General features: G+C 70.4%; 1 protein-coding gene. It reads right to left on the reverse strand.

The genetic code is table 11. The annotated features are described in order from the left end of the window. The coding region (locus SB816_RS31270) for a c-type cytochrome (RefSeq protein WP_410548148.1) at nucleotides 1-277 on the reverse strand (277 nt) is incomplete at both ends.

A 277-nucleotide genomic window follows, 5' to 3' on the forward strand; every position in this document is an offset into this window, starting at 1 on the left:
GGCGGCATCGCGCCCTTGCCGGACAGCGCCGTCTTCAGCAGCGTGTCGAAGCCCTGCGAGATGCGCGGCGCCCAGTCGTCCTTGTTGCCGACCTTCGGCGCGCCGGCGGCGCCCGTGCCGTGACAGGTCACGCACACGGCCTTGTAGACTTCCTCGCCGGTCTTGTACGTGCGGGGCGCGTTGGCGTCCTTCACGTCGACCTTCGCAATCGGTGCGATGCGCGCGGCGACCTGTTCGTCGGAGAGCGCGTCCGTGCCTGCGCCCGCACGGAACGCAT

The sequence above is a fragment of the Achromobacter sp. SIMBA_011 genome, from assembly GCF_046535435.1.
GTDB classification, from domain to species: Bacteria; Pseudomonadota; Gammaproteobacteria; order Burkholderiales; family Burkholderiaceae_B; genus Achromobacter; species Achromobacter dolens.